15 protein-coding genes are annotated in these 26,223 nt (G+C 65.2%); 9 read left to right on the forward strand and 6 right to left on the reverse strand.

What is annotated here, in order from left to right; genetic code table 11:
• Positions 1–255 precede the first annotated feature (255 nt).
• The 4 genes from BB934_RS16295 (at position 256) to BB934_RS16310 (ending at position 12,627) form a co-directional block, all read left to right on the forward strand.
• Positions 256–8,370, forward strand: coding sequence for a peroxidase family protein (locus BB934_RS16295; protein ID WP_099510577.1), 8,115 nt, complete (start codon positions 256–258; stop codon positions 8,368–8,370).
• Between the two features lie 124 nt (positions 8,371–8,494).
• Positions 8,495–10,255 carry a type I secretion system permease/ATPase gene (locus BB934_RS16300; RefSeq protein ID WP_099510578.1) on the forward strand — a complete coding sequence of 587 codons (1,761 nt, stop codon included), beginning with the start codon at positions 8,495–8,497 and terminating at the stop codon, positions 10,253–10,255.
• Positions 10,252–11,562 (forward strand): HlyD family type I secretion periplasmic adaptor subunit, encoded by a 1,311-nt coding sequence (locus tag BB934_RS16305; protein ID WP_099510579.1) that lies wholly within the window; start codon positions 10,252–10,254, stop codon positions 11,560–11,562. Before BB934_RS16300 ends, BB934_RS16305 begins: the two co-directional genes overlap by 4 nt.
• Before the next feature lie 168 nt (positions 11,563–11,730).
• The gene (locus BB934_RS16310) at positions 11,731–12,627 is read left to right on the forward strand and encodes a DMT family transporter (protein ID WP_099510580.1); all 897 of its coding nucleotides are present in this window, start codon (positions 11,731–11,733) and stop codon (positions 12,625–12,627) included.
• Positions 12,628–12,696: 69 nt separating this feature from the next.
• On the opposite strand, the gene BB934_RS16315 is transcribed toward BB934_RS16310, so the two are convergent.
• The 6 genes from BB934_RS16315 to BB934_RS16340 form a co-directional block, all read right to left on the reverse strand.
• Entirely contained in the window at positions 12,697–13,134 is a 438-nt protein-coding gene (locus tag BB934_RS16315; RefSeq protein WP_099510581.1) for a DoxX family protein, read from the reverse strand.
• 106 nt (positions 13,135–13,240) lie between these two features.
• On the reverse strand, positions 13,241–14,854 hold the full coding sequence (locus BB934_RS16320) for an MFS transporter (protein WP_099510582.1): 1,614 nt from the start codon (positions 14,852–14,854) through the stop codon (positions 13,241–13,243).
• A gap of 10 nt (positions 14,855–14,864) precedes the next feature.
• Positions 14,865–16,829, reverse strand: a complete 1,965-nt coding sequence (locus tag BB934_RS16325; RefSeq protein WP_173909461.1) for an amidohydrolase — start codon at positions 16,827–16,829, stop codon at positions 14,865–14,867.
• A 302-nt stretch (positions 16,830–17,131) separates the two neighbouring features.
• Positions 17,132–17,806 carry a hydrolase gene (locus BB934_RS16330; protein ID WP_099510583.1) on the reverse strand — a complete coding sequence of 225 codons (675 nt, stop codon included), beginning with the start codon at positions 17,804–17,806 and terminating at the stop codon, positions 17,132–17,134.
• A gap of 189 nt (positions 17,807–17,995) precedes the next feature.
• Positions 17,996–18,907, reverse strand: coding sequence for a 2-dehydro-3-deoxygalactonokinase (locus BB934_RS16335; RefSeq protein WP_157934205.1), 912 nt, complete (start codon positions 18,905–18,907; stop codon positions 17,996–17,998).
• A gap of 11 nt (positions 18,908–18,918) precedes the next feature.
• A complete protein-coding gene (locus tag BB934_RS16340; protein ID WP_162299169.1) occupies positions 18,919–20,070 on the reverse strand; it encodes a mandelate racemase/muconate lactonizing enzyme family protein in 1,152 nt (383 codons plus the stop codon).
• 114 nt (positions 20,071–20,184) lie between these two features.
• Between BB934_RS16340 and BB934_RS16345 the strand changes: the two genes are divergently transcribed.
• The 5 genes from BB934_RS16345 to BB934_RS16365 all read left to right on the forward strand — a co-directional run bounded on the left by BB934_RS16345 (position 20,185) and on the right by BB934_RS16365 (position 26,223).
• Positions 20,185–21,915, forward strand: coding sequence for an SMP-30/gluconolactonase/LRE family protein (locus BB934_RS16345; protein WP_099510586.1), 1,731 nt, complete (start codon positions 20,185–20,187; stop codon positions 21,913–21,915).
• Between the two features lie 28 nt (positions 21,916–21,943).
• Entirely contained in the window at positions 21,944–23,041 is a 1,098-nt protein-coding gene (locus BB934_RS16350) for an ABC transporter ATP-binding protein (protein ID WP_099510587.1), read from the forward strand.
• Entirely contained in the window at positions 23,038–23,844 is an 807-nt protein-coding gene (locus BB934_RS16355; RefSeq protein WP_099510588.1) for an SDR family NAD(P)-dependent oxidoreductase, read from the forward strand. The genes BB934_RS16350 and BB934_RS16355 overlap by 4 nt, the downstream gene beginning before the upstream one ends.
• A gap of 73 nt (positions 23,845–23,917) precedes the next feature.
• Positions 23,918–25,204 (forward strand): ABC transporter substrate-binding protein, encoded by a 1,287-nt coding sequence (locus BB934_RS16360; protein ID WP_099510589.1) that lies wholly within the window; start codon positions 23,918–23,920, stop codon positions 25,202–25,204.
• Between the two features lie 77 nt (positions 25,205–25,281).
• On the forward strand, positions 25,282–26,223 hold the full coding sequence (locus tag BB934_RS16365; RefSeq protein WP_157934206.1) for a carbohydrate ABC transporter permease: 942 nt from the start codon (positions 25,282–25,284) through the stop codon (positions 26,221–26,223).

Here is a 26,223-nt window from a genome sequence, read left to right on the forward strand (position 1 = left end):
AAATGCAGCAGGCATCGAACGAGTTTGCGGATTAAAGTCTCATGCCGCGCAGCGTTGCCGGTGCAGTCCGTAAGCGAGTCCGTGGGGGTTCATCAGACCATCGTCGGTGTCCCGACCAAAGTCCGAGGTGCGTGCAAGACCTTGGTGCCGGGCCCGCCATTGGGACTTCAGCCCGTATAGTTAAGCCCCCCTTAATCTGCCCAGAATGTGTTCAGTTGCCGTCAGCATTGCGGCAGTCACCGGGAGGGCACGACCATGGTAGCTTATATCAAATCTGATCTCGAATTCATCCTGGAGCAGATCAAAATTGCGGAGAAGCACGCCGCCTACATCGCCAACCCGAATGATCCGAACGCGGCGCCGCTCTACGGCATTGGCTTGGCCGGCCAGACCGGCTCCGTTCCATCCTACAACCTCAGCATGGGGCTTCGGACGGTCGACGGGCAGAACAACAACCTGCTGCCCGGCCAGGAGAAGTGGGGCGCCGCCGATCAGCCGTTCCCCGAACTGCTCGCCCCGGTCTACCGGCCGGCGGACGGCACCATGTTCGATCCCGACGGCCCCGGACCCGCGCCGGCGATGCCCACGGCGGCGAACTACGATCCCTCGAACGACCCGAACTCGCTGGTGTTCGACGCCAGCCTGCGCACCATCTCCAACCTGATCGTCGACCAGACGCTGGCCAACCCGGCCGCCATCATCAAGGGGCTGCAGGCCGGCGGCGTGGTCGACGCCAGCCTCGCCAACGTCGCTTTGGTGCAGGCCATCTACGCCGCCTTCAAGCCCGCGCTCGACGCCGAGTATCAGGCCCGCGTGGTGATGCAGAATGCCAAGACCGCGGCGAACGCTCTCAGCGACGGCGACGAAACCACCCCTCCCAGCGACGCCGAACAGGCGGCGCTCGACCTCCTGGACACCGCGACGGCGGCGCACACCGTCAAGCTCGCCGATCTGGCAGCCGCCCGCGGGGTCCGCGATACGGCCCTCGTGCCGTTCGGCCTCACGATGGACGGCGACAACGTCCAGATCACCAACGTCTCCCCGGACGTCGGCCTGTCGGCCCCGTTCAATTCATGGTTCACGCTGTTCGGCCAGTTCTTCGACCACGGTCTGGATCTCGTCAACAAGGGCGGCAGCGGCACCGTGTTCGTGCCGCTTCAGCCGGACGATCCGCTGTACGTGCCGGGCAGCCACACCAACTTCATGGTGCTGACCCGCGCCACCGTCACGGCCGGCGCCGACGGCGTCATGGGCACGGCGGACGACGTCCGCCCGGTCAACACCACGACCCCGTTCGTCGACCAGAACCAGACCTATAGCTCGCACGCCTCCCACCAGGTGTTCCTGCGCCAGTATGCGCTCGACGCCAACGGCGTCCCGCACGCCACCGGCAAGCTGATCGAGGGCGGCGGCGCGCAGCCGGGCGGCATGGCCACCTGGGGCGAGCTCAAAGCGCAGGCGAAAATGCTTGGCATCCTGCTGACCGACCAGGACGTCGGCGCGGTACCGCTGCTGCGCACCGATGCGTACGGCAATTTCATCCCCAACGCCGCGGGCTTCGCGCAGATCATCACCGGCGTCGGCGCCGACGGCATTCCGAACACGGCGGACGACATCGTCATTTCCGGCACCTCGACCGCGCCGGTTGGCGTTTCCACCGCGCTCCGCATCAACGCCGCCTTCCTGGCGGACATCGCCCATGACGCAGTCCCGAACGGTCTCGCCGACGGCGATCTCGAGATCGGGCTTGGGAACCCGGGCAACGGGCTGGCGGTCTACGACAACGAACTGCTGGACGCCCACTTCATTGCCGGCGACGGTCGCGCCAACGAGAACATCGGCCTCACCGCCGTCCACCACATCTTCCACTCCGAGCACAACCGGCTGGTCGAGCACACCAAGGAAATCGTGCTCGCGACCAAGGACAGGGCCTTCATCAACGAGTGGTTGGATGTCGATCTGACCCAGGCCCAGGTCAATGCCATCCCGACCGACGCGGCGGGGATCCATGCCTTGGCCAATACGCTGATCTGGGACGGCGAGCGCCTGTTCCAGGCCGCCAAGTTCGGCACCGAGATGCAGTACCAGCATCTCGTGTTCGAGGATTTCGCCCGCAAGATCCAGCCCAACATCGACTTCTTCGTCGTGCCGGACGGCTACCACGCCGACATCGATCCGAGCATCGTCGCGGAGTTCGCCCACGTGGTCTACCGCTTCGGCCACTCGATGCTGACCGAGACCATCGATCGGCTCGACCCGACCTTCACCAACGACCAGATCAGCCTGATCGAGGGCTTCCTCAATCCGATCGAGTTCGACACGGGCCACACCGTCGCCGACAGCGTCGCCGCCGGCAACATCATCCGCGGCATGACCCGCCAGGTCGGCAACGAGATCGACGAGTTCGTCACCAGCGCGCTGCGCAACAACCTGCTCGGCCTGCCGCTCGACCTCGCCACCATCAACCTGGCCCGCGGACGCGACACCGGCGTACCCTCGCTCAACGCCGCGCGCCGTGAATTCTTCGAGGCCTCCAGCCACGCCGAGGAACTGCGGCCCTATGCGAGCTGGACCGATTTCGCCGGCCACCTCAAGAACGAGGCCTCGATCATAAACTTCGTCGCGGCCTACGGCACCCACACGCTGATCACCGGCCAGACCACGGTCGAGGGCAAGCGCGACGCGGCCATGGCGCTGATCTTCGGCACCAGCTTCGGCGACATCGTCGTTCCCACCGACCCGGCCGCGCTCGCGGCCTTCCACGCCGACCGCCTCGCCTTCCTCAACGCCACCGGCATCTACGCCGGCGGCACGCTGGGCGGCCTCGACAACGTCGACCTCTGGATCGGCGGTCTGGCCGAAAAGGTCATGCCGTTCGGCGGCATGCTGGGCTCGACCTTCAACTTCGTGTTCGAGGTCCAGCTCGAGAAGCTCCAGGACGGCGACCGCTTCTACTATCTGCAGCGGCTCGACGGCCTGCATCTGCTCTCCGAGATGGAGAACAACACCTTCGCCAAGGTGATCGGCCTCAACGCCGACGCCGGCCATCTGCCCTCGGACGTGTTCTCTACGCCCGGCCTCATCCTTGAGGTCGACCGGAGCAAGCAGTGGAACCCGGGCCTTGTTGCGGCAGGCGCCGACGGCATCCTGCTCGATAATCCAGCCACGCTCGTAAACGAAGCTGCCGACAATCGGACTGGCGTCGACGGCATCGCGGGGACCGCTGACGATCACCTCGGCAACGACCCACTCGGCGGCAGCATCCTCACCCCGCTCGTGATCCGCGACAATCCGGCGACGGCCGGAGTTGAGACGAACTACCTGCGCTACACCGGCACCGAACACGTCCTCTTGGGCGGCACCGACGAGGACGACACCCTCATCGCCAGCGAGGGTGACGACACCCTCTACGGCGACGGCGGCAACGACCGCATGGAAGGCGGCGCGGGCAACGACCAGTACATCGGCGGCGACGGCGACGACATCATCACCGATCTGTTCGGCGACGACATCATGCGCACCGGTCGCGGCCATGACGCGGTCAACGCGGGCCAAGGCGTCGACCTGGTGGTCGCCGACGAAGGCCAGGACTTCATCGTCCTCGGCGCGGACGGTTTGGACGAGGCCTTTGGCGGCGTCGGCAACGACTTCGTCTACGGCAGCAAGACCACCGAACAGACGATGGGCGGGGAGGGTGACGACTGGATCGAAGTCGGTGCCTGGACCGGCGCCATCGGCGACAACTTCGACGATCAGTTCCAACAAGACGCGGTCAAGGGACACGACGTGTTCCACGGCGACGGCGGCTTCGACGAGTTCATCGGCGAGGGCGGCGACGACATCTGGTTCGGCAGCCTGGGCCGCGGCAAGTTCGACGGCATGTCCGGCTACGACTGGACGACTTACGATGGCATGAAATTCGCCGTCAATGTCGACCTCAACACCCAGATACTGCCCGGTCTTCCGGTGCTTCCGGCCGATGCCGCGCTCGACAGCTTCACCCAGGTCGAGGGCGCTTCGGGTTCGGCCCATAACGACGTCATCCGCGGCTCCGACGTCACGGCGGCCGACATGCCGACGGAGGGCTTCCGCGGCAGCGCGCTCGACGCCGAGGGCATCGCTCTCATCACGGGCCTGCAGGCGCTGCTTGCCGGCGCGGGACCGGCCTCGTTCGACGCCCAGGGTCGGTTCGTCGGCGGCAACATCCTGCTCGGCGGAGCAGGAAGCGACGTGATCGAAGGCCGCGGCGGCGACGACATCATCGACGGCGACGCCTGGCTTCGCGTGCGCATCGCCGTGATGTCCGAATTCGACGAGAACGGTCCGGTCGGCAACCTCGTCCTGAGTTACCATGACAGCATGACGACGCTGGTCCAGAAGGTGTTCTCGGGCGAGATCAACCCGGGCCAGCTCAAGATCGTCCGCGACATCGTCACGCCGACCGGACCTTCGACGGACATCGACACGGCGGTCTATTCCGACGTCCGCGCCAACTACTCGTTCTCAGCGCAGGCTGACGGCACGCTGGTGGTCGCCAACACCGGCGGCGTGAATCCGCTCGAGGGGACCGACCTGCTCCGCCACATGGAGAAGCTGCAGTTCGCCGATGGCGGTGCGCTCAACATCATCACCGGCACGCCCTATAGCGACAACGGCTTGGCCCCGCAAGGCGCCGCGCCGCTGAATCAGCCCGCTCTCAACGGCACGGCTGGGGATGACCTCATCCTCGGCTTGGCTGGGGTGGATGTTCTCAATGGCAACGCTGGCAACGACATCCTTGTTGGTGGTGCCGATGGCACGGTGGCAACTCTGACCACCGTGACCTTCCAGGACAACTTCAACACCAGCAGCTTCAGCAACTCCAATGGTCCCAACGGCAACCCCGCTTGGACGACCAGCTGGGCAGAAACCAACGACGGCCTCGGGCCTAATAACAGCCCGAATGGCAGCCCGACCGGTGGCCAAATCCAGATTGACAATGGCCAGGATGTCCTTCGGTTCAATGCCGGGGACGGCGGGCAGATCCAGCGTACTGTCGATCTGAGCAATGCCACTGGGGCGACGCTTTCCTATACGGTAGCCCGCAACAGCCTCGAGGGACCGCCGGATGGTGACGCCGTCACTGTCTTCTTCTCTCGGAACGGAACCGATTTCGTTCTAGTCGATACCATCAACAGCACGTCATCCCTGACGCCGCGTAATATCGACCTCACTCTCTTCGGCACTGGCGCCTTCACGGCGAACGCGGCGATCCGCTTTGTCGTCAACACGCTGGAAGCAGGCGAGTTTGTCTCAGTCGACACCCTGGCCATCACCCGCACCACCGTCTCCACTGGCGTCGTCGCCGGTGACACCCTCAACGGCGGTGCGGGCGATGACACCTATTCGTTCTCGCTCGGCGACGGCAACGATGTCATCAACGAAGCTGCCTCAGCCGGCGCCGCGGATCGGATCTCGATCCTCGCCCCGACCACCGGTACCGACGTCGACGGCTTGCCGATCCGGACCATCTCTGCCCTCAATGTCGTGGACAATAACACCAACACCAGTGATGGCGATCTGGTTATCAACTACAGCCTCCCGGATGGTGCCAACACGGTGGCGCAGTCCATCAGGGTGGCGAACCACTTCGACGGTGCCAACGCCCAGACTGGCGTCGAGTTCATCAACTTCAACGGCGCCGTCTTCAACGGCTACCAGCTGGTTGGGGACTACGCCATCAACCGGGCCGACCCGGGCGGCGGCGGCACGCGTAGTGTCAACCTCGCTGCTTCCACAGTGAACAACCTCATTGCCGGCGAAGACGGCGACAATGACGCGATCACCGGCGGCAGCGGCAACGACCTGATCTTTGGCGGCGGCGACAACGACGATCTCGCCGGCGGCCTCGGCGATGATCTGCTCGTAGGCGGCGCCGGCAGCGACAGGCTCGACGGCGGCGACGGCGTCGATCACCTGGTCGGCGGTGACGGCAACGACACTTATGTCGACGACACTGGCGAGGACGTGATCGTCGAGACGGCTACGGGGGGCACCGATACGGTCGAGACGCTGGCGGCGACTTATTCGCTGGCGCTCCTGGCCAATATCGAGAACCTCTCGTATGAGGGAGTCGATGCCGACCCGTTCGTCGGTACTGGCAACGCGCTCAACAACGTCATCAGCGGCGGCGATCTCAACGACTCCCTCGATGGCGGCCTCGGCGCCGACACGCTCGCCGGCGGACTCGGAGACGACACCTACGTCGTCGACAATGTCGGTGACGTTGTCAACGAGGCAGCCGACGCAGGTGTTGACCGTGTCAACGCGTCCATCGGCTACACGCTCGGCGCCAATGTCGACAACCTGACCCTGACCGGCGCTGCCGCGATCAACGGTACAGGCAATGCTCTCGACAACGACATGGATGGCAACACCGGTGACAACCAGCTCTTTGGCGGCGCCGGCAACGACAACATCGATGGCGGTGACGGTAGCGACCTTATCGATGGAGGGACCGGAAATGATGTTTTGTCGGGCGGAACCGGTGACGATATGGACACGATTGTTGGCGGGGCTGGCGACGACACGATCAGTGTCAGCAACGGCAACGACATCGTTCGTTACACGGCTTCCGGCTTCGGGGCCGACATAATCAACACCTTCGACGCTAACGCCACTGGCGGCCAAGACCTGATTGATCTCAGCGCCTTGGGGCTCACCGCGGCGAACATCGGCACCACAGCGACCTCCCGCATCCAGCTGCAGGATATTGAGGATGGTGCGACAGACGACACCCTGATCACTATCCGGGATGCCAACTTGGTGACGATCGGGACGATCCGCCTCGAAGAGCTGGATGTCACCAACATCAATGCTTCCGACTTCATCCTGGCTGGCCCGGCGACTGCGCCAATCGTCGGAACCCCTGTCGCTGACAACCCGCTCAATGGCACAGCCAATGCTGACGCTATCAATGGCCTTGCCGGCAACGATGTCATAAACGGACTGGCCGAAAACGACACCATCACCGGTGGGCTCGACATCGACACAATCAACGCTGGCGACGGCGATGACAGGATCATCTGGAACGCCAACGCGAGTGGTGCGACGGACGGCCGTGACATCGTCAATGGCGGAACGGAAGGTGGCCTCGGCGACACGTTCGTCATCAACGGCAATGCGAGTGCGGAGACCTACAACATCTACACCCGCGCCGCCTGGGATGCCCTCCCTGGCAACAACCTCGCCAGCCTGGCCGCTGCAACGGAGATCGTGATTACGCGCAACGGCACTAGCAATACCTCGATCATCGCCGAGCTGACCGAGATCGAGGAGATCCGGATCAACGGCGTGGATCCCTCGGGCGCCGGCGGAGGAGCCGGTCCCGGCGATACGTTCAACATCGTCGGCGACTTCTCGGGCACCAGCCTGCGCCTCAACACCATCACGATCGATGGCACGGGGGGTGATGATGTGGTCGACATTGCGGCTTTGGCCTCGGCACACCGGATCGTGTTCAGTTCCAACGGCGGCAAGGACACCATCGTAGGCACCTTGAGAGCCCAGGATGTGATCGAACTGCCTCCGGGCAAGTCGCTCGCCGACTATACCGAAGAGACCAACGACCAAGGCGTCACCACCCTGACGAGCGGCGACCATCAGATCACCTACACACGCTCTGAACCCCCGGTCGTGCAGCCTCCGGTCCAACCTCCGGTTGTTCAGCCTCCTGTCAACCAGCTTCCCGGCGAGCAGCCACCGGTCGTGGGTCCGGTGGGGCCGGTGAACGAGGTCGAGTGGGGCGGTCGCGGCCATGACCGGCTCAGGGGCGACGACGGCCATGACAAGCTCTATGGCAGGTCCGGCAACGACCGGCTCTGGGGTCAGGATGGCAATGACGGCCTCGACGGCGGCGCGGGTCACGACAAGCTCTACGGCGGAGCGGGCCATGACAAGCTCTACGGCAGGTCCGGGCATGACTCGCTCGACGGCGGGGCCGGCAACGACCGGCTCTGGGGTGAGGGCGGCAACGACAAGCTCTATGGCCGGTCCGGCGACGACCGTCTCGACGGCGGGTCGGGCAGCGACAAGCTCTACGGGGGCGCCGGCAACGACGTGCTCAAGGGCGGGTCGGGCGACGACCGGCTCTCGGGTGGCGCGGGCAACGACACCTTCATCTTCCAGAAGGGCGGCGGCCGGGACGTGGTGAGCGACTTCCGGGCCGATCACGACCGGATTGATGCGAGCCGTCTTGCGGAAGTGGACAGCATGTCGGACCTCCGGGTCATGCAGGTCGGCCACGATACCGTCGTCGAGCACGGCACCGATGTCCTCGTCCTCAAGGGCGTCAACGTATCCGATCTCGACAACAGCGACTTCATCTTCTGATGCGGTTGTCCTGAGGTTGGATGGCCCGCCGGGAGCACTATCCCCCCACATGCTCCCGGCGGGATCCCAGACAGCAGAAACGCGGCGCTTGTCCAAAGCGCCGCAACCTTTCGAGGCAACGTCCATGGCCCGCTCCCCCAAGAAAAGCTTCAGCATCATGGCCTCCTGTCGCGGTGCCCTCCTGGGCGTCGCCGTGCTCAGCGGCCTGATCAACCTGCTCTACCTGTCCGGCTCGATCTTCATGATGGAGGTCTATGACCGGGTTCTGCCGAGCAGGAGCATTCCGACGCTCGTCGGTCTCTCCGTCATCATCGTCGTGCTCTATCTCTTCCAGGGCCTGTTCGACATGCTCCGCGGCCGCATCTTCGCCCGCGTCGGAGCGGCCCTGGACGAGGATCTGAGTCAGCAGATCTTCCACGGCCAGCTCAGCGCACCGATCATGGGACGCGCCGAGGGCGACGGGCAGCAGCCGCTGCGCGATCTCGACCAGATCCGCGCCTTTCTCGCCGGCGGCGGGCCGTCGGCTCTGTTCGATCTGCCGTGGATGCCGCTCTATCTCTTCATGTGCTTCGCGTTTCATCCCTGGCTCGGCGTCGTTGCGTTGGGAGGGGCATGCCTTCTCGTCGTGATCACGGTGCTGACCGAGGTCCTGACGCGCGAGGCGTCGAAATCGGCCGTCGGAGCAGCACTCGTCCGCAACGGCATCTCCGACGGCGCGCGCCGCAATGCGGAAGTGGTTCATGCGATGGGGATGGCGCAGCGGATCGGCACGCGCTGGGGCGATGCCAATGCCCGCTATCTCGCATTCCAGCAGAAGACCTCCGACGTGGCGGGCGGCTTCGGCGCCCTCTCGAAGGTGCTGCGGATGCTGATGCAATCGGCCGTTCTCGCCGTCGGCGCCTATCTCGTCATCGACGGCCAGGCGACGGGCGGCATCATGATCGCCTCTTCCATCCTCACGTCGCGGGCCATGGCCCCGGTCGAACTGGCGATCGGCAACTGGAAAGGCTTTGTCGGCGCCCGTCAGGGCTGGCGCCGTCTCAAGACGCTCCTGGAGGCCAATGCCCGCGGCGAGGATCCGCTTCGGCTTCCGGCGCCGCAGGCGGTCCTGTCGGTGGAGAGCGCAGGAGTCGGCGCGCCGGGTGCGCAGAAATTCGTCATCCAGGATGTCTCCTTCGAGCTGAAGGCAGGAAGCGGCGTGGGTATCATCGGCCCGAGCGCCTCCGGCAAGTCGTCGCTCGCCCGCATGCTCGTCGGCGTGTGGCCGACCTGGCGCGGCAAGGTGCGGTTCGACGGCGCCGCGATCGAGCAATGGCTGCCGGAGGATCTCGGGCACCACATCGGTTATCTGCCGCAGGATGTCGAGCTGTTCGCGGGAACCGTGGCGCAGAACATCGCGCGCTTCGAGCCGCAGCCGAAGGCAGAGACGGTGATCGCAGCCGCCAAGGCGGCCAATGTCCACGAGATGATCCTTCAGCTGCCGGACGGCTACGAGACTCAGGTCGGCGAGGCCGGAGCGGCTCTGTCCGGCGGCCAGCGCCAGCGCATCGCCCTGGCGCGGGCGCTCTACGGCAATCCCTTCCTGGTCGTGCTCGACGAGCCGAACTCGAATCTCGACAACGACGGCGAGCAGGCGCTCACGACCGCGATCATGAATGTCAGGGCGCGCGGTGGCATCGTCGTGGTGATCGCGCACCGGCCCAGCGCCCTTGCCGGTGTCGACCTTGTGCTCGTGATGGGCGAGGGGCGCATGCAGAGCTTCGGCCCGAAGGACGAGGTCCTGAGCAAGGTGCTGCGGCCGGTGCCGGCGCGGAATGCGGCCGAGCAGCGTTCGTCCGCCGTTCACTCGCTGAAGATGGTTGAAGATCTGGGAGTCGCGTCATGAAGACCGAACACACCATGAGTGCCCGCAGCTCGATCCGCCACCATACGCGGCTTGGGCTGTCCGCCGCTCTCGTCCTCGTGGCCGGCCTCGGCGGCTGGTCGGCGATCACGGAATTGTCCGGTGCGATCGTCGCGCCCGGCGCCGTCGTGGTCGACAGCCACGTCAAGAAGGTCCAGCACCCGACCGGCGGCGTCGTCGGCGACATCCTCGCCCGCGACGGCGACCGCGTCCGGTCCGGCGACATCGTGATCCGCCTCGACGAGACGGTGGCGCGGGCCAATCTGGCCATGGTCTCCAAAAGCCTGGACGAGCTTGCCGCGCGCCAGGGCCGGCTCGAGGCGGAGCGGGACGGAATGGAGCGGGTTTCCTTTCCGCCTGCCCTGAACGGTCGCCTCGACGAACCGGAGCTTGCCAACCTGATCCGCGGCGAGCGCCATCTCTTCGAGACCCGCCGCGAGGCGAGGGCGGGCCAGAAGGCGCAGCTCAAGGAGCGTATCGCGCAGTTGCAGGAGCAGATCGACGGCACCAAGCTCCAGGCCTCCGCCAAGGCCGACGAGATCCAGCTGATCCAGGACGAGCTGACCGGCGTCGAGCAGCTGTGGAAGAAGAACCTCGTGCCGATCACCCGCGTGACTTCGCTCAAGCGCGAGGAGACGCGGCTGCGGGGCGAACGTGGGCAGCTGATCTCGACGGTCGCCCAGGCCAAAGGCAAGATCAGCGAGACTGCGCTGCAGATCATCCAGATCGACCAAGATCTGAGAAGCGAAGTCTCGAAGGAGCTGCGCGAGGTTCAGGGCAAGATCGCGGAGCTGGTGGAGCGCCGGGTCGCGGCCGTGGACCAGCTGAAGCGCATCGACATCCGCGCCCCGCAGAACGGCATCGTGCATCAGTCGATCGTCCATACGGTCGGCGGCGTCATCAATGCCGGTGAGCCGCTGATGCTGGTCGTGCCTGAGTCCGACGAGCTCTCGATCGAGGTGAAGGTCTCGCCGCAGGACATCGACCAGCTGCAGCCGGGGCTCGACGCGGTGCTGCGCCTGTCAGCCTTCAGTCAGCGCACGACGCCCGAGCTGAAGGGCCGGGTGAGCCTGATCGCGGCCGATCTCGTCACGGATCAGCGCTCGGGCGTCCAGTACTACCCGGTGCGCGTGGCTTTCGCCGAGGGCGAGCGGGACCGGCTCGGCGCCCTGAAGCTCGTTCCGGGAATGCCCGTCGAAGGGCTGATCCAGACCGGATACCGCACCGTGTTCTCCTATCTCACGAAGCCGGTCGCGGACAACATGGCCAGGGCCTTCCGCGAGGAGTGAGCCTTCCGCGCAAGGAGTACCGATTCGAAGAGCCGGAGCGGCGACGCTTCGGCTCTTTCCTGTCGGACCCTGCGGGGGTTTCGAGGCGACGGGCGGCTTTGAGGTCATACCAGACCTCCGGTTCCGGCATTTGCGATTCTCCCGAGAGTTGCAGTAATCGGGAGGGCTATGGCCCTTCGCGATCTCTTCCTGATGTTCCTGGTCTGCTTTGTCTGGGCGGCGCACACCGTCGTCAGCAAGATCGTCGTGTCGGACCTGGAAATCCCGCCGCTTTTCTACGCAGCCATCCGGTTCGGGATCGTGGCGGCCCTCGCGATCCCCTGGCTGCTGCCCGCCCCGAGGCCCCGGTGGCGCATCCTTCTGGTCGGGTTCCTGATGGGCGGCGGCGGCTTTGCCCTGTTCTTCCTCGGGATCAAGACGGCCAGCCCCTCGACGGCCGCCGTCGTGAGCCAGCTCGGGCTCCCGATGACCACGCTTCTGTCGGTCTTCATGCTGGGAGAGAGGATCTTCTGGCGGCGCGGTCTCGGGATCGTGCTGACCTTCGTCGGGGGCGTGATCGTGATGTGGGACCCGAACAGCGGCTTTCCTCTCTCGCTCGGGCTGATCCTCATCCTTGGGTCGGCCTTCACGGGATCGCTCGCCGCCGTGATGATGAAGCAGATCGGAGGTGTGCGCCCGCTGCAGTTCCAGGCCTGGATCGGGCTGGCCTCCGTCGTGCCCCTGGCGGCCTTGACGCTGAGCCTCGAGACGGGACAGATCGTCAAGGCGACCGAGGCCGGCTGGGCTTTCGTGGCGGCCCTGCTGTTCTCCGCTCTGGTCGTGTCCCTGCTCGCCCACTCGATCTATTACGGCCTCATCGGCAAGTATCCGGCCAACCTGATCGCCCCTCTCACCATCATGAATCCCCTGCTGACCGTCGTTCTCGGCATTCTGGTGACCGGGGATCAGTTCGACGGCCGGATGGCTCTCGGCACGAGCATCGCCTTGTGCGGGGTCCTGATCATCGCGCTCAGGCGAAACCACGTCATGCCGCTGGCGGCGCTCGTCTGGGACCGGTTTCGCTAACGACGACCTTCCGGAGAAACAGGAATGGCCGCGCAGCAAGGCGCGGCCATTCCAAACTCTTGCGTTGCGTTATCCGACCCGGGGGCGGAGCGAGACGGCAGGCTGCGTGGACAGCGTGACGGGCTTCAAAGCCCAAGCGCCGTCGCCGATCAGAACATGCGCCAGAGCTGCGACCGCCAGGAACGCCGGGTATTCCCAACCGCCATTCGGAGCGTTGAACAGCCAGCCGTTGGGGGCGTGCACGAGGACGGCGCCCAGCAGGACTGGCAGCAGCGCGACGGATACGGCGCGGCCATAGACCCCCAGCAGGATGGCGATGCCGCCGATCAGCTCGGCCAGAATGATCGGCCAGGCGAGAAAGGCGGGAAAGCCGGTTTGCGTCAGGAAGCCTGCGAAACCGGGAACGGTGAACACGGCGATCTTCAGATAAGCGTGGGCGATGAACATGACGCCCAGAGCCGCACGGATGGCGAAGGCGCCGTAAGGAGCAAGACGGGTGTCGATCATGGTTTTGTCTCCAGGACCCCTGTGGTCCGCATGGCGAGAACCTGATCTTTTCCATTGTGCAATTCAATATCGATGATCGCATCTATTTAATTGCATTAATGCAAATTCAGGCATCTCGTCGCGGAGCGAGAGCCAGGAAATGCTGGACGGCAGGCGCGTCATCGCCCTGGTGGAAACGCCGGGTCTCGGCCTGGATATCCGCATCCGCCTTCGAGACGCGCCGGTGCTGGCGCAGGTGTTCGGCCCAGGATTCGACGAAGAACCATTCGACGATGTGTTCGGGATCCGCCGCATCCTCCGACACGCCCCAGGCATAGGCGCCATCCCGCCGCCGTTCCTCCGAGAGACGTTTGAGGAGCGCGAGGAAGGTTTCACGGTCCGCCTGCCGGATCTGGTAGGTCACCATCACCATGACCGGCCCGCGATCATGCGCCACCGGCTCGGACACGGCCGGTTCGGGCCAGTGCATCGACGGCGTCAGATCGCCTTCCCCGCTCGGCAAGGGCGCCCGGCGGGCCAGAACGCCGACGACGGCCAGGCCGAGACCGGCGAAGATCAGGGTCATATCCACCCCGATTCCCTGAGCGAGCAGACCCCAGCCCAAGCTGCCGGCCGCCATCGCGCCGTTGAACGCCGTCAGGTAAATTGCTAGGCCACGGCCCCGGATCCAGTTCGGCAGGATCGCCTGCATGGTGCTGTTGAGGGTTGTCAGCATGGCGATCCAGGCGATCCCGAGCGCGAAGGTCGACGCGATGCCGATGACGGCCGAGTCCGTGAGCGCGAGCAGGGCCGTCGATGCGGCGGTCAGAAGCGTCGCGGCGAGCACCAGGCCGTCCTGCCCGAGCCGGGCTCGGACACGCGGCATCAGGATCGCGCCAGCGATGGCGCCGGCGCCGACGCTGCCGAGCATGAGGCCGTAAAAGCCCGGCCCGCCGCCGATCTCCTGCCGGGCCACGATGGGCAGGAGCGCCCAGACGGCGCTGGCGAAGGCGAAGAACATGACGGCCCGCCAGAGGATTCGGTGAAGATCGCTGCTGGCGCGGGCATAGCGCAGACCGGCGCGGAGCGCTCCCCCGAATTGCTCGCGCAGGCCGTCATCGGCATCGGCTGCGCGGCGCCACCACAGGAGGGCAAAGCTCACGACGACATAGGTGAGAACGTCGATGCCGTAGACGGCCGCAGCACCGAGAGCTGCGAGCAGGAAGCCTCCCAGGGCCGGCCCGATGGAGCGGGCGATGTTGATGCCCAGGGAATTGAGCGCGATGGCCCCCTTCAGGTCGGATCGCGGAACGAGTTCCGGCGTGATCGCCTGCCATGCCGGAGTCGCCAGTGCGGCGCCGACGCCGCCGAGGAAAGTGAGGAGGACGAGGTTCTCGATGGAGATGTCGCCTGTCCAGATGAGAAGGGCGAGGAGCGAGCTCACGCAGCCGAGCGCGATCTGAATGCCGATGAGATACCGGCGGCGGTCGAGGATGTCTGACAGAACGCCGGCAGGAATTGCCAGAAGGAAGATTGGCAATGTGCCAGCAACCTGAATCATGGCCACGGCCGCCGGCGACGTCGAGATCTCGGTTGCGATCCAGGCCGAGGCCACATCGCGCATGAAGGTGCCGATGTTGCCGAGAACGGTCGCGGCCCAGAGCACCGCGAACAGGCGGTGGTGGAGCGGCGTGAAGGTACCGGATGGGGGAGGCGAAGCCCTGTCGGCCGCATCGCTCATGATGATCCCCTCAGAAGGCCCAGCAGGAGCAGCCGAGCGCGCCCCAGAAGCTGCGCGCATCCGATGCCGGCGCGCTCCCGCCCCAGGCGCTTGCATGGGCATGACCGTGCACGCCGCAGGAGCTGGCGCAGCCGCAGGCATCGGCCGCGAAAGCGTATTTGCGCTCGGCATTCAGATCCGCGCGCTGCCGATAGCCGCCGAAGCTGCGCACCGGCGACCAGTCCGGCATGGGCGGGGGCAGGCGCGGCGCGAGATCCTTGAACGCGCCATCGCCATGCACGGGCTTGCCGCCGAGCAGCGTGAGAACCGAGGTAATCTCCTGGATCCGGTCTTCGGGAACGGAAAAGTAGTCGTCGGAGAGGACGGCGAGATCGGCGAATTGTCCTTCCTTGATCTGGCCCTTCTTGCCTTCTTCCGTCGAGAACCAGGTGTTCGCCTCGGTCCACAGGCGCAGGGCGCTCTCGCGGTCGAGCCGGTTGGCGGCCGGATAGAGCGTCAATCCGCCCATGGTCTTGCTGGTGACGAGCCAGGAGAGCGAGACCCAGGGGTTGTAGGAGGCGACGCGGGTCGCATCGGTTCCGGCACCCACCGGCACGCCGGCCTCCAGCATGCGCCGGACCGGAGGCGTGTGCTCGGCCGCGCGGCTGCCGTAGCGGGTGACGAAATCCTCGCCCTGATAGGCCATGCGGTGCTGCACGGCGATGCCGCCGCCGAGCGCCGCGATGCGGTCGATGTTGCGCTCGTCGATGGTCTCCGCATGGTCGATGAACCAGTGCAGACCGTCGAACGGCACGTCCCGGTTCACCGTCTCGAACACGTCGAGGGCGCGGGTGATGGTCTCGTTGTAGGTCGCATGCAGCCGCCACGGCCAGCGGTTCTCGGCGAGCAGGCGCACGACGGGCTCGAGGTCGCCCTCCATGGAGGGCGGCATCTCAGGCCGTTCGACCTTGAAGTCCTCGAAGTCCGCTGCACTGTAGACCAGCATCTCGCCGGCGCCGTTGTGGCGGTAGAGCTCGTCGCCCTGGCCCGGCTTGACCTGCTTCGCCCAGGTCTCGAAGTCCTTCATCTCCTCCTTCGGCTTCTGGGTGAACAGGTTGTAGGCGAGCCGCACCGTCAGATGTCCTTCGCGATGCAACTCCTCAATGATCGCGTAATCGTCCGGATAATTCTGAAACCCACCGCCGGCATCGATCACGCCGGTCACGCCGAGCCGGTTGACCTCGCGCATGAAGTGGCGCGACGAGTTCTTCTGATATTCGGGCGGAAGCTTGGGGCCTTTCGCCAGGGTCGCGTAGAGGATCGTCGCATTGGGCCGGGCGACGAGCAGGCCGGTGGGATTGCCCAGCGCGTCGCGCTGGATCTCGCCGCCGGGTGGGTTCGGCGTATCCTTCTTGTAGCCGACCGCGCGCAGGGCAGCGCCGTTCAAAAGCGCCCGGTCGTAGAGATGCAGGATGAAGACGGGTGTGTCAGGCGCAATCGCGTTGATCTCGTCGAGGGACGGCAGGCGCTTCTCGGCGAACTGGTGCTCCGTGAAGCCGCCGACCACGCGCACCCATTGCGGCGCGGGCGTGCGGTCGACCTGCTCTTTCAGCATGCGCATGGCATCGGCGAGCGAGCGCACGCCGTCCCAGCGCAGCTCCATGTTGTAGTTGAGCCCGCCGCGGATGATGTGCATGTGGCTGTCGATCAGGCCCGGGATGGCGCGCCGCCCTTCCAGATCGATGCGGCGGGTCTCCGGTCCTGCAAGCTGCATGACCTCATGATCGCTGCCGATGGCAGTGAAGCGCCCGTCGCGGATGGCGACGGCCGAGGCATCGGGCTGCTGCCGATTGAGGGTCGCAATCTTGCCGTTGAAGAGAATCAGATCCGCCGGTTCATTCATTGCTTGTGCCTTCGGATAATCGGGAAGGGCGAGGCCGCTCGCCAAGGCGCCGAGCCCGCCGACGACGCTGCGGCGGTCAGGTGTGCTCGCCATGGTCGGTCTCCTGAAAGTCGGGCCATAAATCGCGGACAATTCATCATGGAATGCCAGCGCTTTTTCCCTCCCCCTTGTGGGGAGGGATCAAAGGGGGGGTGTTGGCGCCAGACCTTCATAGGCTATCGCTCACACCCCCACCTCCAACTCCTCCCCAGCGCAAGTCGGATGTTTCCGACTTGCAAAAGACCAAAGACAAGTCTCGGGCAAGCCCGAGACTTGTGGGGAGGAGGGCTTCCGTCGCGTTCCGAGGCAACGCTTTGAGGAGCCATTGCGGATTTGGACGACTACCGAACCGGGGCTCACTCGGCCGCCTGTGCGTGTCCGCCTTCGCTGGCGCCGAACATGGTCTTGGCATAGATGATGCCGAGGCCGTAGGCGCCGCCGTATTTCTTGGCGATGCCGGTGGTGAGATCGTAGGTCTCGGAGCGGGCCCAGTCGCGCTGGAGTTCGAGCAGATACTGCAGCGATGTCATCGGGCGAGCGCCGGCCTGGATCATCCGTTCGACAGCCCGCTCGTGCGCTTCCGTCGAGACGTCGCCGCAGGCATCGGTGACGACGTAGACCTCGAAACCCTGATCGAGAGCCGACAGCGCCGGGCCGACGATGCAGACGGAGGTCCAGAGTCCGGCGAGGACGATCCGGCTCTTGCCGATCTCGTTGACACGCGCGATCACGGCTGCGTCTTCCCAGGTGTTCATCGAGGTCCGGTCGAGAAGCGCCTGATCCGGGAAGGGCTCGGTGATCTCGCTGAACATCGGTCCGGAGAAGCTCTTCTCCGCCACGGTGGTGAGAATGGTGGACACGCCGAATCCGGCGGCTGCGTGGGAGACCAGTGCAGCATTGTTGCGCAGGGCCACCGCATCGATCGATTTCGTGGCAAAGGCCATCTGCGACTGGAAGTCGATCAGAATCAGGATGTGATCGCCGGGCGTGATGAGCGCAGAGCCCGGTGTCGGTGTCGCTTTGGTGGGCATGGGCCTTCCCCTTGTTGATGTGCGAACGCAACGATTCATGGAGAGCCTGATGTAACGCACCCGTCTGCAAGGCAGGAGTCAAATAGGCGCGATCAGAGACTGGCAGGCTGCCCTTTCATCTTAACGTCAGCAGAAATGCCCAAGCAAGACAAGGGACGGCAAGCGCGGCGAGCGCTTGCCGCACAATCATCATGTCGTCGATGAGCTGGTTTCGAGCTGACGTTGGTTCGCAACAAGGGTCTGAAAAGCAGATATGCCCGCGCTCTCCACCGTCGCCGACGTCATGCCCGCTTCACGAAGCGCCACCATGTAGCGCTGGCAGAGAGCTCGGGGACCGATCAAGGTGACATGTCGATCCGGCGGGCTGTATTCCTGGAGCGCCTCGTCGATCTCTGCGCCGATCAGCAGGCCCGAAAGGTAATCGCTGATATCGGCGGGGGCGAGTTCGTCGAACAGAACCATGCTGCGCGCCGAAAAAATCCGACGCAGAACGTTGCCGCCGATGCTGCGGTCCCAGGCGAGCCTCACGCCACGGAGAAATGCCTCGGGGTTGTCTGCGGAATGGGTTGGGATGAAGCGCCCGACGAGAGAATTCGCCTTGAGCAGCGCCGCGATCTCGCCCGTCATGTATGTGGCGAATCGCTCGATGGCTCCGTTCTCGACCATCGCCCATTTGGTGTGCGCGCCGGGCAGCGCGACGACGCCGCTTCTCTGGCTCATGGCGCCGATGATCTTGAGTTCTTCGCCGCGCATCATGTCGGGAAGCGGGTGTTGCACCGACACGCCGGGCAGGAAGACCAGAGGCGCCAAACCCTCGACGGTTTTGGTGATGGCTCGAGCCAGGATGTCCTGCAGCGAAGCGGGCGCTTCCGCATAAGGCGTCTCGACCCAACCGTTGCGGCTGGTGATCATGCCGGCGAGATAGACGCGGCTCGCTTGAGCCGCCCAGTCGCCGGCCATCTCCCTCAGCGCAGCCTCAAAAGCTCCGTCCGTGACGTGGTTGACGCCTCGCGCCTGCTGACGCTGGTCGATCAGCGTTCCGTCCTCTTCGAAAAGGAAGGCGTGAAAGGCTGCGGACGTCCATTCGATGGCAAGAATCACACTCAACTCCTTCAATAGGCCGGCTTGACGGGGAACCAGTCCTGCCGCTCGCTGTCGAGATAGGCGCCGACGATGCCGTCGACGGCGTAGCGCCGCACGGCGTCCTCATCGACCTCGACGCCGAGGCCGGGCGCGTCCGGCACCTGGAAGCGTCCGGAGAGCATGGCGGGCGGGGCTGGGGAGATGTCGCCTCCGAGATAGGCGCGCTCGGTGTCGATGGCGAGCGACATGTTGGGGATCGATGCGGCGAGGTGGATGTAAGCCGCCTGAGACAGGGCGAGTTCCGCGCCGGAATGCAGGGTGACGGGAATGCCGACGGCTTCGCAGATGGCGGCAGCCTTGATCGTCTGCCACAACCCGCCCTCCTCGTGCGGATCGAGCAGCACCACATCGGCCGCATTGGCGCGCACGATGTTGCCGATGTCGGACAGGGTGTAGGCGCTCTCGTCGAGAGCGATCGGGATCGAGCTGGATTGGCGCAGGAGCGCGTGGCCGGCCAGGTCGTCGAGCTCGAGCGGCTGCTCGACATAGGCCGGATCGAATCCGCGCAGCCGCTCCATTTGCCGCTTGGCGGTGCCGGGGGTCCAGGCGCCGTTCACGTCGAGGCGTAGCGCCCGTGCGCCGATGGCTTCGCGGGAGGCTTCCGCCAGCAGGATGTCGCTCGGCTCGTCGAAGCCGATCTTGACCTTGAAGGTCTCGTAGCCCGCATCGAGGAAGCGGCCGATCCGTTCTTTCAGCTGCTTCGTATCCTTTGTGAAGAGATAGGCGGCGGCTTCCACATCCTTGCGCCAGCGCCCGCCCCAGAGGCTCGACAGGGGCAGCTTTGCCTGCTTGCCGAGGGCGTCCCACATGGCCATCTCGAGCGCCGCGATCGCCATCACCGCAGCCCGCTTGTGGTGATAATAGCCGGCGCCCAGAACATGGCGGTGCAGGCGCTCCACATCCGCCACCGGATAGCCGAGCCCGACCTTGGCGACGATGTCCGAGAAAACCGCCGGGACGGCTGCAATGAGCGAGATCGTCTCGCCCCAGCCCACGATGCCGGCATCGGTGTCGATGCGGCAGATCAGCCGCGTGGTCCCGATCCTCCGGCCGGATCCCCAGAGAATATCTTCCGTGAACGGGACCCGCACGAGGGTGTGGTGGATGGCCGTAATTTTCATCGCTGAAAGCCTCTTCAACCAAAGGCGGGTTGACTTGGAACTGAGTTCCAACATAATCGCAGCCATCATGAAGGGTCAATCTGGCAACCGGATCATCCTTTGGACGGAGCTTCGATGGCGCGCACGCAGGCAGAGCTGAAAATCGACGAGGAGGCCGAATCCGGCGCCTCCGGGCCTGTGCCGGGCGTGCAGGCGCTGACGCGGGGCGTCCAGCTTCTGGATCTCGTCGCCTCGGCTGCCACGCCGCCGCGCTTCACAGATCTGCTCGACGGCTCCGGCATGCCGAAGGGCACGCTGCACCGCATTCTCCAGGCGCTGGTCGACGAGCGGCTTCTCAAGCTCGACGGGCGCGACCAGACCTACCGGCTCGGCTCCCGCCTGTTCCAATGGGCGCACCGGGTCTGGGACGATTTCGATCTGCGCGGCGCGGCCGAGCCCGAGCTGGAGCGGCTGCGCGATCTCACGGGCGAGACGGTTCGTCTCGGCATCCTCGACGGGGACGAGATCCTCTACATCGACCAGCGCGAGGTGCCGCAGCCCGTGCGCCTCGGCAACGGGGTGGGAAGCCGGGCCAAGCCCTATGCAAGCGGCCTCGGCAAGGCGATCCTGGCGCATCTCTCGCTCGAGATGCGCCGCAAGCTTCTCGGCGATGCGGAACTCGCGCGCCTGACGCCGCACACGATTGCGGATTTCGGCGAGCTGATCAGCCAGCTCGATCTCACCAAAGCCCGCGGCTATGCCGTCTCCATCGACGAGCAGAATGTCGGCATCAGCTCGGTGGCTGCTCCTATTTTAGATCATGAGGCCAAGCCCCTCGGCGCCATTGGCGTCATCGGTCCATCCTTCCGCTTGCCGCCGGAGCGCCTGCACGCTCTCGGGCGCGACGTCATTGAGGCAGCCCGGCGGATTTCCGGAAATATTGGCGAGGTGGCAATGTCGCTGAATATCAACCCGCGTCCGCTCGGGCCCGACCGGGGGGATGTGCGTTGCGCCATTCCGGCAAGCCTTTTCCTGGGCGAGGGGCCGTATTGGTCGGCGCAGGATCAGCAGCTTTATTTCGTCGACATTCTCGCGCCGTCGGTCTGCGCCGGCGATCCGGCGAAGGGTTCCTACCGGTCCTGGGCGATGCCCGAGCTCACGAGCTTCCTCATTCCGCGTCAAGAAGGCGGCTTCGTTGCCGGCATGCAGAGCGAGCTGCGGGCGATCAGCCCGTCCATGACCGAAAGCGTGACGCTCGCCAGGCCCGAGACCAGCCGGCCGGGCAACCGCTTCAACGACGGCAAGTGCGACCGGAAAGGCCGGTTGTGGGCCGGCACGCTCGCCATCGATACGACGCCGGGCCAGGGCTCGCTCTGGCGGCTCGATCCGGGCGGCAAGGTGCACGAGATGGATCGCGGCTTCCATGTGTCGAACGGCTTGGGGTGGAGCCCGGACGACCGGCTGTTCTACTTCACGGACACCGCGAAGCAGACGATCTATGTCTACGACTTCGACAGCGAAACGGGTGCCATCGAGAACCGCCGCGTCTTCGTGACAGTGCCGGAGAGCGAGGGCAAGCCGGACGGCCTGACCATCGACGCGGAAGGCTTCGTGTGGAGCGCCCATTGGGATGGCTGGTGCGTCACGCGCTACGATCCCGACGGGCATGTGGAGCGCGTCATCAACCTGCCTGTGCCGCGCCCGACGAGCTGCGTGTTCGGCGGCGCCGACCTGCAGACCTTGTTCGTGACGTCCGCTCGCATCCGGCTCTCCGCCGCACAGATCGCCGACGCGCCGATGTCCGGCAGCGTCTTCGCCATCGACACCGGCATCAAGGGACTGCCCGAAAATGTCTTTGGCGGCTGAGATAGAGAGCAAGGGTAACGCGACCGACATGGCCAGGCTTGAACTGCATCAGATCCGCAAATCCTTCGGCAACGTCGACATCCTGAAGGGAATCGACCTTGTGGTCGAAGACGGCGAGTTCACCGCTTTCGTGGGCCCCTCCGGCTGCGGAAAATCCACGCTCCTGCGCCTGATCTGCGGGCTCGACGAGATCACCTCCGGCGAGATGGTCATCGACGGGAAGGTGGTGAACGACGTGCCGCCGGCCAAGCGCGGCATCGCGATGGTGTTCCAGTCCTACGCGCTCTATCCCCACATGTCGGTGGCCGACAACATGGGCTATGCGCTGAAGCTCGCCGGAACGCCGAGAGAGGAGATCCGCAGCCGCGTCGAGGCGGCCGCGAAGGTGCTGCGCATCTCCGATTATCTCAAGCGCAAGCCCCGCCAATTGTCCGGCGGACAGCGCCAGCGCGTCGCCATCGGCCGCGCCATCGTGCGCGAGCCGCAGATCTTCCTGTTCGACGAGCCCCTGTCCAATCTCGATGCCGCGCTCCGGGTCGAGATGCGCATCGAGATCGCGCGCATGAAGGAGCGGCTCGGCACCACGATGATCTACGTCACCCACGACCAGATCGAGGCCATGACGCTTGCCGACAAGATCGTCGTGCTGAATGCCGGCAAAGTGGAGCAGATCGGGTCTCCGCTCGACCTCTACAACGCTCCCGTCAACCGCTTCGTCGCCGGCTTCATCGGCTCACCGCGCATGAACTTCCTCGCCGTGCAGGGGGAGCGTCACGACGGCGGCCGCGTCCGGGTCCAGGGGGGTATGGTGACATTGAACACCATGCCGCACGAGGCACCGAGCGAGATCGGCGTGCGTCCCGAGCATCTCGAACTCCGCGCGCCGGGCAGCAGCAACGCCCTCGATGGCCGGATCGCCATGACCGAGCATCTGGGAAGCGACACCTACGCCTATGTGTCTCTCGAAGGCGCCGAGGAGATGATCGTGGTCCGCCTCGACGGCGAGCGCTCGATCCGGCAGGGCGAGCCTGTGGGCGTGTTCGTCAACCCCGATGCGGTGCATGTGTTCTCCGCGGACGGACGGACGCTGGTTTCCGCCAAGCCGATGGCGAGGAACGCGGCATGAGCGTGCATCAGGAACTCATCCCGAGAGTATCGGTGGAGGGAGCGGTCTATCCGAGCCTCAAGGGCAAGGGCGTGCTGATCACGGGCGGCGGATCCGGCATCGGTGCCTCGCTCGTGGAGCATTTCTGCGCGCAAGGAGCCCGCGTCGGCTTCATCGAGCTCAACCCGGATTATGCGGAAGAAACTGCCAGGCACATCGAAGCCAAAACCGGCAACCGGCCGCATTACGAAGCGGTGGACCTGCGCGACATCGGTGCGCTCCGCTCTGCGATCGGCGCGCTCTCGGAGATGATCGGAACGGTTCGGGTTCTGGTCAACAATGCCGGCAACGACGACCGGATGCCGATCGAGGGCGTGACGCCGGATTACTGGGACGAGCGCTTCCAGACCAATCTGCGTCACCAGTTCTTCGCCGTGCAATCCGTGATCGGCGGCATGGCCCAGGCAGGCGGCGGTTCCATCATCAATATGGGCTCGATCTCGTGGATGCGCGGCGCCGCCGGGCTCATCTTCTACACCACGGCGAAATCGGCGGTGATGGGCATGACCAAGTCGCTGGCGCGCGAGCTCGGCGAGCGCAACATCCGCGTCAATTCCATAGCGCCCGGCTGGGTTCTCACCGAGCGCCAGGTGGAGCGCGCCAAGCGCATCTACCAGGGCAAGTTCGCCGAATATCTCGAGGTGCAGTGCCTCAAGGAACATCTTCTGCCGCCGGACATCGCCCGGATGGCTCTCTGGCTTGCTGCCGACGACTCACGTCTCGTGACCGCGCAGACCTTCATCGTCGACGGAGGGGTGGTGTAGCGCACGGCCGCCCTCAAGGGAAAAAGCGTGCGCGGGAATATGGAGCTTAGGCTCCGTATCGGGAGGACAAACGATGAAAAACTTCAAGTCGATGGCATCCGCCGTCGTGATTGCGGCAGGGCTCGGCCTGACAGGCCAGGCCGCGCAGGCCGCCGATGTCAGCTTCATGAGCTTCAGCTATGCCGAGGAAGCCGCCAAGCCTTCCGTCGAAGCGCTGCTCAAGGGCTTCGAGGCCCAGACCAAGCTCACCGTCGAGCCGCTGGGTTATGCCTGGGGCGACATGCAGAAGAACATCTTCCTGCGCGCACGCTCCAAGACATTGCCGAGCGTGGCACAGCTTTCCGAGCGCTGGCTTCCGAGCTTCGCCAATGTTGCCGGTCTCGTCGATCTAAACGAGGTCTACGGCAAGGACAAGCTCGCTTCGATCTTCGCGCCGGATGCGCTCGCCATGGGGCAGATCGGCTCCAAGCAAAATGCCCTGCCGCTGATTTCCGGCTCCATCGGCCTCATCGGCAACAAGGCGGTGCTGGAGAAGGCCGGCATCACGAAGCTGCCGACGAGCGTCGACGAGTTCCGCACGGCGCTGATCGCAGTGCGCGACAAGGTGCCGAACTCGGTGCCTTACACCATGGCGACCAAGAACAACGGCTCCATCCTGCTCGATTTCATGATCTGGAACTGGACCTTCGGCGGCGAGATCATCGACGAGCAGGGCAAGGTGAAGGTCGGCAACGGCGATGCTGGCAAAAAGGCGCTCGGCTTCATGGTCGGCCTGATGAAGGACCGCCTCGCGGCTCCCGAGATCGACCGTCCCGACGCCCGCCGTCTCGTGGCGCAGAACGCCTCCGCCTTCTTCTTCGACGCGCCGCAGGCCCGGACGCATCTGCGCAGCTTCTCGGGCCAGGGCGCTGCCTTCGATGCCAACGTTCTGCCGATGCCGACCCCGGTGACGGCGGCGGGAAAAGAGCCTGCTTCGATCCAGTGGGGACACTTGCTGGTCCAGTTCGCGGCTGACGGCAAGGCCAATGCCGAGGCACCCGCGAGCAAGTTCATCTCCTATCTGACCTCCGATGCGGCGCAGGCCACTTTCCCGCTCGAGCAGAGCGCTCTGCCGGTCACCAAGTCGGGGCGTGCCGATCCGAAGGTGACGGGCGACTCGTTCCTCGCAGCCTGGGCCAAGGCCGCCGGCAATCCGCGCCGCAACGAAGTCGGCATCTGGCCGAACGCCGCCGAGCTGACGCAGATCATCGGTGAGGAAGTGCAGGGCGCATTGCTCGGCCAGAAGAGCGCCGACGATGCGATCCAGGCGATGCAGAAGCGCCTCGAGATGTCGATGGCGAACGTCAACAAGCAGAACTGATCCCATCGGCTGGCTGCGCTCTCATGCGCAGCCAGCCGAAACCCGTAGGCATTTTCCCCATTGCAGATGATGATCCCATGAGTCTTGCCGCCGAGATCACGACAGCCCCCTCATCGGCCAGGATTTCCCCGCACGCGGTGCGCGGCGGGCTCAAGGCCGGCCAGCGCCGCATCGGCATGCTGCTGCTGCTGCCGGCGGCCGTCGCCTTCAGCCTCGTCATCCTCTACCCGTTCCTGCAGGCGCTCGCCCTCTCGCTTTTCGAGTACACGCTCGAGACGCCGGCACCGCGGTTCTATGGCCTGGGCAATTTCGTCAGGATCGGCGCGACGCCGGATGTCTGGCAGGCCTTCGTCACCACGGCGATCTACGTGTTCTTCACGACGACCGGAACGCTCGTCCTGGGCCTCGGCTGGGCGCTCATTCTCAACCAGCCCTTCCGCGGCCGCGGCCTGTTGCGCTCAATGTCGCTGCTGCCGTGGGTTCTGCCGAGCACCGTGAGCGCCTTCATCTGGGGCTGGATCTTCAACAGCCGCTACGGCGTGCTGAATGCGCTCCTCCTGGAGCTCGGCTTCATCGACATGCCGCAGGCGTGGCTATCCACATCGACCGGTGCCATGATCGCCGTGATCATCACCAAGATCTGGCTGTCGATCCCGCTCTTCATGGCCTTCTTCCTGGCGGGCTTGCAGAACATGGACCGCGAGCAGGTCGATGCGGCCCGCGTCGACGGCGCCAACAACTGGGCCATCCTGCGCGATCATGTGCTGCCGCACCTTCGCCCCGTCCTCATCGTCGTCGTGGTTCTCGGCGTCATCGGCAACCTGCAGCAATTCGATACGATCTATGCCCTGACGGGCGGCGGCCCTGTCCGCGCCACCGCCGTTCTTTCGGTCGAGGTCTATCGCCGTGCCTTCGAGCAATGGGATATCGGCTTTGCCTCCGCCATCGGCGTGCTCTGGGTCGCAACCCTGCTGCCGCCCGCCTTCCTGTATCTGCGCATGCTGGTGAAAGGCGCCTGA

Source organism: Microvirga ossetica (assembly GCF_002741015.1).
GTDB lineage: Bacteria > Pseudomonadota > Alphaproteobacteria > Rhizobiales > Beijerinckiaceae > Microvirga > Microvirga ossetica.

Excerpts from the sequence above, each read along its gene's own strand:
- BB934_RS16295 (WP_099510577.1), top strand. The coding sequence starts at position 256 with ATGGTAGCTTATATCAAATCTGATCTCGAATTCATCCTGGAGCAGATC.
- BB934_RS16300 (WP_099510578.1), top strand. The coding sequence starts at position 8,495 with ATGGCCCGCTCCCCCAAGAAAAGCTTCAGCATCATGGCCTCCTGTCGC.
- BB934_RS16305 (WP_099510579.1), top strand. The coding sequence starts at position 10,252 with ATGAAGACCGAACACACCATGAGTGCCCGCAGCTCGATCCGCCACCAT.
- BB934_RS16310 (WP_099510580.1), top strand. The coding sequence starts at position 11,731 with ATGGCCCTTCGCGATCTCTTCCTGATGTTCCTGGTCTGCTTTGTCTGG.
- BB934_RS16315 (WP_099510581.1), bottom strand. The coding sequence starts at position 13,134 with ATGATCGACACCCGTCTTGCTCCTTACGGCGCCTTCGCCATCCGTGCG.
- BB934_RS16320 (WP_099510582.1), bottom strand. The coding sequence starts at position 14,854 with ATGAGCGATGCGGCCGACAGGGCTTCGCCTCCCCCATCCGGTACCTTC.
- BB934_RS16325 (WP_173909461.1), bottom strand. The coding sequence starts at position 16,829 with ATGGCGAGCACACCTGACCGCCGCAGCGTCGTCGGCGGGCTCGGCGCC.
- BB934_RS16330 (WP_099510583.1), bottom strand. The coding sequence starts at position 17,806 with ATGCCCACCAAAGCGACACCGACACCGGGCTCTGCGCTCATCACGCCC.
- BB934_RS16340 (WP_162299169.1), bottom strand. The coding sequence starts at position 20,070 with ATGAAAATTACGGCCATCCACCACACCCTCGTGCGGGTCCCGTTCACG.
- BB934_RS16345 (WP_099510586.1), top strand. The coding sequence starts at position 20,185 with ATGGCGCGCACGCAGGCAGAGCTGAAAATCGACGAGGAGGCCGAATCC.
- BB934_RS16350 (WP_099510587.1), top strand. The coding sequence starts at position 21,944 with ATGGCCAGGCTTGAACTGCATCAGATCCGCAAATCCTTCGGCAACGTC.
- BB934_RS16355 (WP_099510588.1), top strand. The coding sequence starts at position 23,038 with ATGAGCGTGCATCAGGAACTCATCCCGAGAGTATCGGTGGAGGGAGCG.
- BB934_RS16360 (WP_099510589.1), top strand. The coding sequence starts at position 23,918 with ATGAAAAACTTCAAGTCGATGGCATCCGCCGTCGTGATTGCGGCAGGG.
- BB934_RS16365 (WP_157934206.1), top strand. The coding sequence starts at position 25,282 with ATGAGTCTTGCCGCCGAGATCACGACAGCCCCCTCATCGGCCAGGATT.